The organism is Salinibacter sp. (assembly GCF_042218895.1).
GTDB lineage: Bacteria > Bacteroidota > Rhodothermia > Rhodothermales > Salinibacteraceae > Salinibacter.
Window position 1 is genome coordinate 23,931 of record NZ_JBDGQQ010000088.1, and the last position, 6,618, is coordinate 30,548.

6 protein-coding genes are annotated in these 6,618 nt (G+C 61.1%); 5 read left to right on the forward strand and 1 reads right to left on the reverse strand.

The genetic code is table 11. The features are described 5' to 3' along the window. Positions 1-69: 69 nt before the first annotated feature. The 4 genes from galE to ABEL04_RS08205 all read left to right on the forward strand — a co-directional run bounded on the left by galE (position 70) and on the right by ABEL04_RS08205 (position 4,222). On the forward strand, positions 70-1,056 hold the full coding sequence (gene galE, locus ABEL04_RS08190; protein WP_375801900.1) for a UDP-glucose 4-epimerase GalE: 987 nt from the start codon (positions 70-72) through the stop codon (positions 1,054-1,056). A gap of 38 nt (positions 1,057-1,094) precedes the next feature. After that, on the forward strand, positions 1,095-1,898 hold the full coding sequence (locus ABEL04_RS08195; protein ID WP_375801901.1) for a segregation and condensation protein A: 804 nt from the start codon (positions 1,095-1,097) through the stop codon (positions 1,896-1,898). A gap of 378 nt (positions 1,899-2,276) precedes the next feature. Next, positions 2,277-3,878, forward strand: coding sequence for a carboxypeptidase regulatory-like domain-containing protein (locus tag ABEL04_RS08200; RefSeq protein ID WP_375801902.1), 1,602 nt, complete (start codon positions 2,277-2,279; stop codon positions 3,876-3,878). Positions 3,879-3,964: 86 nt separating this feature from the next. Then, on the forward strand, positions 3,965-4,222 hold the full coding sequence (locus tag ABEL04_RS08205) for a hypothetical protein (protein ID WP_375801903.1): 258 nt from the start codon (positions 3,965-3,967) through the stop codon (positions 4,220-4,222). 194 nt (positions 4,223-4,416) lie between these two features. On the opposite strand, the gene ABEL04_RS08210 is transcribed toward ABEL04_RS08205, so the two are convergent. Then, positions 4,417-4,731 (reverse strand): hypothetical protein, encoded by a 315-nt coding sequence (locus ABEL04_RS08210; RefSeq protein WP_375801904.1) that lies wholly within the window; start codon positions 4,729-4,731, stop codon positions 4,417-4,419. Positions 4,732-5,063: 332 nt separating this feature from the next. Between ABEL04_RS08210 and ABEL04_RS08215 the strand changes: the two genes are divergently transcribed. Further along, positions 5,064-6,107 carry a zinc-dependent alcohol dehydrogenase family protein gene (locus tag ABEL04_RS08215; RefSeq protein ID WP_375801905.1) on the forward strand — a complete coding sequence of 348 codons (1,044 nt, stop codon included), beginning with the start codon at positions 5,064-5,066 and terminating at the stop codon, positions 6,105-6,107. Positions 6,108-6,618: the final 511 nt, after the last annotated feature.

Consider the following 6,618-nt stretch of genomic DNA (forward strand, 5'->3'; position numbering starts at 1 on the left):
CGGGCCCTCGCCTTTTGCGTAGGGCTCTCTCCTCCGCGACAGACCGTCTGCCCTGCTCGCCCAGGTTCTATGCGCATCCTCGTCACAGGTGGGGCCGGATACATCGGGAGTGCCGTCGTCCAGGAATTGGTAGAGGCCGGAAACGAGGTCACCGTCCTGGACAATCTCTCGCAGGGACACCGGGCCGCCGTCCCGGAACCCGCTACGTTCGTTCAGGGCGATCTGAGAGATCGGTCGTTCGTTGAGCAGGTCCTCGCCGACCGCCGGCCGGAGGCCATCATGCATTTTGCCTCCCACACGCTCGTTGGAGAGTCGATGGAGGACCCCTTTCTTTACCTCGACGACAACGTGCGCTGTGGGGTGAATCTGATGCGGGCCGCCGTGAACAATGACGTAGACCGCTTTATTCTGTCCTCTACCGCAAACCTCTTCGGGACGCCGGATCGCATCCCAATCGACGAAGAGGCCCCCGTCGAGCCCGGCAGTCCGTACGGAGAATCGAAGTTTATGCTGGAGCGAGTGCTTCACTGGCTCGACGAAATCCACGGACTCCGGTACGCCTCGCTTCGCTACTTCAACGCGGCGGGGGCTGCTGCGCCTCACCGCGGGGAAGACCACGACCCCGAGACGCATCTCATCCCGATCGTGCTCCAGGTCGCCCTCGGGCAGCGCGAGAAGATTGTGATCTTCGGCGACGAGTACGACACCCCCGACGGCACCTGCGTACGCGACTTCATTCACGTCCTCGATCTGGCACAGGCCCACATCCTCGCCCTCCGGGCCTTGGAGGACGGGAGCCGGGTCTACAATCTCGGCAACGGGAAAGGATTCAGCGTCCGGGAGGTGATCGATGCGGCCCGTCGGGTGACAGGGCGAGACATCCCCGCCGAAGTGGGCGATCCTCGGCCGGGAGATCCGGCGGTGCTTATCGCCAGCAACGAAAAGATTCGGAACGAGCTAGGCTGGACTCCAGAGTACGACTCTCTGGAAGCCATCATCGAGTCGGCGTGGCAGTGGCACCGCCGCCATCCGAATGGGTATGAGAGCAGCGAGTAGCGAGTGGATCGACTGTTGCCCAGTCCTTCTGAGCCGCCATGTACCACGTCGAGTTGGAGCAGTTCGAGGGCCCGATGGATCTGCTCCTGTTTTTTATCAGGCGGGACGAGATCGATGTCTACGACATTCCCATCGCCCGGATTGCGGACGAGTACCTCGCGTACGTGCGGGTGATGGAGGAGATTGATCTGGATGGAGTGGGAGACTTCATCTACATGGCGGCCCTCCTCATCAACATCAAGGCCCGCATGCTCCTCCCCTCCCGAGACGCCGAGGAAGAGGACGAGGCAGTCGATCCGCGCCAAGAACTAGTGGAGCGACTGCTTGAGTACGTGCGGTTCAAGGAGGCCACCGACCAGCTGTCAACCCGTCGGGAACGTCGGAGGGACTACTACACGCGAGGCGACGCCTCCAGGGATCGAAAGCAGGTCGAGGAGGCGCACGAGGTGGATGTTGACGCCTCCGTTTACGATCTGGTTCAGGCGCTCGGACGTGTGCTGGAGGATGAAGACGAAGACGAGCCGGTGCACGAGGTGGAGCCCCTTGAGCACACCGTCGAGGAGCAGCAGCGGTATGTTCTCCGTCGCCTTTCCGCTGATGTCCGCGTTTCGTTCTGGGAGCTCGTTCAAGGGAAGGAGCGCGGGTTCGTGATCGCAACCTTTCTGGCCTTGCTTGAGTTGGCCCGGCAGCAGTATCTTCGGCTCCAAGTCGAGCAGGGAGCGTCCCACTTCATTGTAGAGGAGCGGCAGGACAAGCCGCTCCGGCCCGACGACCCAGCCTACGAAGACGTTCGGGCCCCTCAGGAAAATGATCTTCACGGCGAGTCGGGTCCTGTAGGGTAGGAGGTCGTACCGGGCAGCAGGAGAGTGGGACGGTCCCCGGAGTTCTGCCTCCTGCCCTGCGGATTTTTGTAGGGGGCATTTTTACATCTCGATCAGTGGTGTACGGAAACCATGCCCCAAAGGAGGGTGTGGGAATTTTTCCAATGTGAGCCCCAACTTTCCCCCCACCGAAAGGAGGGGCCGTAGTCGCGTGGGAAAGAGCGCTCCTCTCGGCACGCTTGAGAGGGGATCTGCGTCTCTGTGAGCGACAACAGCGGTTGTGAAGTGCCTTGACAGCTGTCTTGGTGCCGAGGGCGGTGCCCTGGATTCGTCTTGGGAATGCTTCTTGCGGATAGTGGAGTGCGAACTGCCTCTTCCCAATTCTGACCTTGGACATTCATGTCTTCGTCCGTCTCCCATCCCCCTGGTCGAACTCTCAGTCTCATCGTAATCAGCATCGTCGTGGCCCTCAGTGGCGTCGGCTGTGACTTGGCCGGCGGGGGTGGGGGCGGCGTCACGCTCTCGGGACGAGTGGTGAACGCTGCGTCGAACAGCCCCATCGTAGACGCGGTGGTCACCTTCCGCCTTACAAGGAACGGCGAGAGTGAGGAGCTTACGACCGTAACAGACTCTACTGGCCGTTTTTCAAAAACCCTTGATGTCGACGGAACGGTTGAGGTAACGATTACCGCCTCGAAGGGAGGAGCGCAGGTCCAGCAGACCGAACGTTTGTCGCCGGACGTAGGGGACATGAACGATCTCGTCTTCAAACTCAACGTAGCGGGGGGAGAAGAGTCCGAGCCGGGCCGCCCCACGGATATCCTGCTTCAGAGTCAGTCGACCAACGTCATACGCGTCCAGGAAAGTGGGGGTACTAGCACCGCCCGTATAACCTTCCAGGTCGTAGACTCTACGGGCACGGCAATCGGTCTCGATCAGGCGGTCGACGTCAGCTTTCGCTTTGGCCAGCAGCCGGGCGATGCGAAGCTCACCCCTGAGACCGTGACGACCAACGGCCAGGGCCAGGCGACAGTGAACGTTTCAAGCGGGACGACCTCAGGGGTCGTGCAGGTCGTCGCGACCGTGGAACGACCGGACGGAAAGACGCTCCAGTCCAAGCCTGTGAGTCTTACCATCCACGGGGGGCTTCCCAACAAATGCCACTTCAGCCTCGGCCCCGAACAGTTCAACTTTCCGGGACTGGTCGAATTTGGGGTCACAAACCCTATTCGCGTCTTCGTGGGCGATAAGTACGGAAATCCTGTGGTGCCTGGAACCTCTGTTTACTTCAGTACGAACGCAGGCATCATCGGGGGATCTGCCCAGACAGACGCGCAAGGGCAAGGCTCCGTAACCCTGACATCAGCTCGCCCCCTCCCGAGCGGAGGCGTCGGTACGGTCCGGGCGGAGACAGTGGGAAGGGAGGACGCGAATACAATCGTGGATCCGGGCAACTGTCCCGATCCCGCGGGGACGGGCAACGAAAATACCATTTTCGATACGATCCCAATCGTCTTTTCGGGACGAACCCAAATCACCACGAGTCCTGGTTCAGCGCAGCTGGGCCAAACCTACAGCCTGACTGTGCAGGACGTTGAGAACGAGAACCCGCTTTCGCCTGGCACAACCATTCGGGTAGAAGCGGAAGGCACGAAAGTGAAGGCGGTTGGCAACACCGAGGTAACGCTCGACGATACGCAGGTGATCGACGAGAATGAGAATGGGTTTGGTCCGGAGGACGTGGTAAAAGGCGAAGGCATCACCGACTTTACCTTCCGCGTCGTCGAGGATCGTCAGGTGGACGAAGAGGGCAGTCCGAAGGTTGAGACCGTGACGATTAGTGTCACGAGCCCGAATGGGGACCTGGAGGTGGTCCTCACGCCCTCGAGCTCGAATGCCCGTAGTGGGAAATCCCTGAACGCCTTTGCGAACACGAAGGGTGCAACGGTGCGTCGTGCATCTGCGGGAGGGATTGTGGTCCGCGCACCCCGTCGCCGATAGAAGAAGAATTGCCCTGCGGATGTGGCTCCAGACGTCCCTAGGAACGCCACTCCCCAACCTTGTCCTCTGCACAGCCCTCTGAGACGATGATCCCAATCGACGTCGAGCGTCACGAAAACCACGTGACGGTTACCACCGATACGAAAAAGCGGATGTACGCTATCGTTCATCTCTCTGTCCCGGCCGGATTCGATCCGTCCGACTTCACGCTTTCCCGGATTGGGACCCACAGGTGGAAGCTTTCCTTCGACAACGTGGCGACAGCACACCGATTCAAACGTCTCCTGGACGAGGCCGGACAGCTCATTGCTCAACCGGCGTCGAAGGCCGCCAGCGAACAGTAATTCACTGAAGACAAGGTGGACGAGGCTGACCGAGAGATCTACACGCTCCCGGTATCAAAACTACCTGGCGGACAAGTGGGCTGGAACAAACAGGGATAGCTGGCTCGTGGGGCCCGCAGGAGTCGCTATGCCCTCCCTCCGTGTCTTCCGATCACTCGTCCCCTCAGAGTACCTGCACGGGGCCCGTTCGCTGGTTACCGAGACGACTGTGCCGGGACAAGGTGGAGAAGCTCCGCGGAAACCCGTCCCACGTCAGCCTCCGTCATGGCAATGCAGCGCAGCTCGGGGCGGGTAGGCCGCTGGTGCCCCTCACCGTCTTTCGAGACCCCCGTATCCATGAGAGGCTCCACGCCAGCACGGTCAATGGCGGCCATCAGGTCGGTCGTCGTCGTTTCCAAGGCCTCTGCCCAGTCGGTGAGACGGCCCGTAACGATGCCAGACTGAGACGTGAGTTCACCACTCCGCGTGTGCGGAGCAACCTTCTGGCTTCGGGCAGAACGGGATCTCATAGAGGGAGCAGACGCGTCGAGAAGAAAGGGTGCGGGGGCCCAGCAATCGAGAAAGGAGAAAACGGAGGGAAACCTCCGCTTTCAGGCCGAGGGACACAAAGGTTCGATATGTGGTACCGAACTCCGAATCTGAGAGTTTCTCTTATCGCGCTTTCAGAATCGCCGGCCAAAGAAAACGTCCCGGACGACACATGTTTGGCCCATCTGGTCGGAACTGAATCGTCGTCGAACCCCCGGTATTCCGTGTATTCAAACCAGAGAATAGGTGAGACGTTCGCAGGGCGCCCGAGGTCAGGCCTCATCTAGCGACGAACAGCCGTAAACACTCTGCAATGCAGGCAGTCGTATACGACGACTTCGGTGCCGACCCCGAGATAAGAGAGGTGCCGGCCCCGGAGCCATCCCCCCGAGGGGTGGTAGTTGAGGTCCGGGCCAGCGGACTGTGCCGCAGCGATTGGCACGGCTGGAAGGGACACGATCCTGTCATCGAACCGCCCCACGTGCCCGGACACGAGCTTGCGGGAGTCGTCTCGGAGGTTGGATCTGAAGTGGAGCGCTGGTCGCCAGGTGACCGTGTGACGGTGCCCTTCGTTGGAGGCTGCGGGCAGTGCGAGCAGTGTGCGACCGGGCATCAGCAAGTGTGTCCGAACCAGTTCCAGCCCGGATTCACAGGATGGGGATCGTTCGCCGAACGGGTCGCCATCGATTACGCCGACACGAACATGGTGCACCTACCGGACGAGCTCGACATGGTGACGGCCGCGAGCCTCGGGTGTCGGTTCGGAACGGCCTTCCGCGCTGTGGTGGACCAGGGCGAGGTGGCGCCTGGAGAGTGGGTAGCTGTTCACGGATGTGGGGGCGTCGGGCTGTCCGCGACAATGATTGCAAGCGCCCTCGGGGCCAGGGTTGTGGGGGTCGACGTGTCGGCGGAGGCGCTCACGCTTGCGGAGGAGGTTGGCGCCGCCGCCCTCGTCGATGCGCACCGTGAGGAGGATGTCGTTGAGGCCGTTCGGGGCCTTACGGATGGAGGAGCGCACGTCTCGATTGACGCACTTGGAAGCCAGGACACGTGCTTTCAGTCCGTTTCGTGTCTCCGGAAGCGGGGGCGCCACGTGCAGGTAGGCCTGTTGGCAGGGGAGGACCGCCACGCGGCAGTCCCTCTCGACCGCGTGGTGGCCGACGAGCTCGAACTGCGAGGAACGCACGGCGTCCAGGCACATCGCTATCCCGCCCTGCTCGGAATGGTACGCACCGGATCGCTGCACCCCGGCAAGCTCGTGCAGCGGGTCCTCCCACTTCGAGAAGCGGGCACGGCCCTCAAGCAGTTGGGCACAAGCTCGGGGCCGGGAATTCAGGTGATCGATTCGTTCGGGTAGGCTTCCTCCGCCCGATCGGGCAAGAAGTAACCGAGCACCATCCCCACCGAAATTACGAGCTCACCGGAGAATGCTCCGTGCAGAAGTGCAGGGTTCTTTCCTCCCCCGATCATCTCTCTCGATCGAAAGCAAGAGTTGGACTTGGCAGTACCTTCCCTTGAGGCGGTTGGAGTTGGAAAGACGGTGAAGTCATGCCACCTCTGGAACCCAATCTCACGATGGAGGTTACTTCGGATTGCATAAGAAACGCTGCAGACCTTCCTGGGACCCGTCTATTTGAAAGGTTTTCCAGGCTCTGTCCTGGAGACAATGGTCCTTCACGAGGAGCGTCCCGGCCCTGCTGTACCGTTCTGCTGGCGCACGAGGCGTGAAGCTGGAGGAAGGCGGCAACTACGAAACCGTCCACACGAGCGGGTCCCAGATCCGTCTGTTCACCATCTGTCCAACCGAAATACGAACACCGACCAGCAAGTCATGGCCAAGGAAGAGTTTGAGCGAGAGAAGCCCCATG

Excerpts from the sequence above, each read along its gene's own strand:
- ABEL04_RS08195 (WP_375801901.1), top strand. The coding sequence starts at position 1,095 with ATGTACCACGTCGAGTTGGAGCAGTTCGAGGGCCCGATGGATCTGCTC.
- galE (WP_375801900.1), top strand. The coding sequence starts at position 70 with ATGCGCATCCTCGTCACAGGTGGGGCCGGATACATCGGGAGTGCCGTC.
- ABEL04_RS08210 (WP_375801904.1), bottom strand. The coding sequence starts at position 4,731 with ATGAGATCCCGTTCTGCCCGAAGCCAGAAGGTTGCTCCGCACACGCGG.
- ABEL04_RS08205 (WP_375801903.1), top strand. The coding sequence starts at position 3,965 with ATGATCCCAATCGACGTCGAGCGTCACGAAAACCACGTGACGGTTACC.
- ABEL04_RS08200 (WP_375801902.1), top strand. The coding sequence starts at position 2,277 with ATGTCTTCGTCCGTCTCCCATCCCCCTGGTCGAACTCTCAGTCTCATC.
- ABEL04_RS08215 (WP_375801905.1), top strand. The coding sequence starts at position 5,064 with ATGCAGGCAGTCGTATACGACGACTTCGGTGCCGACCCCGAGATAAGA.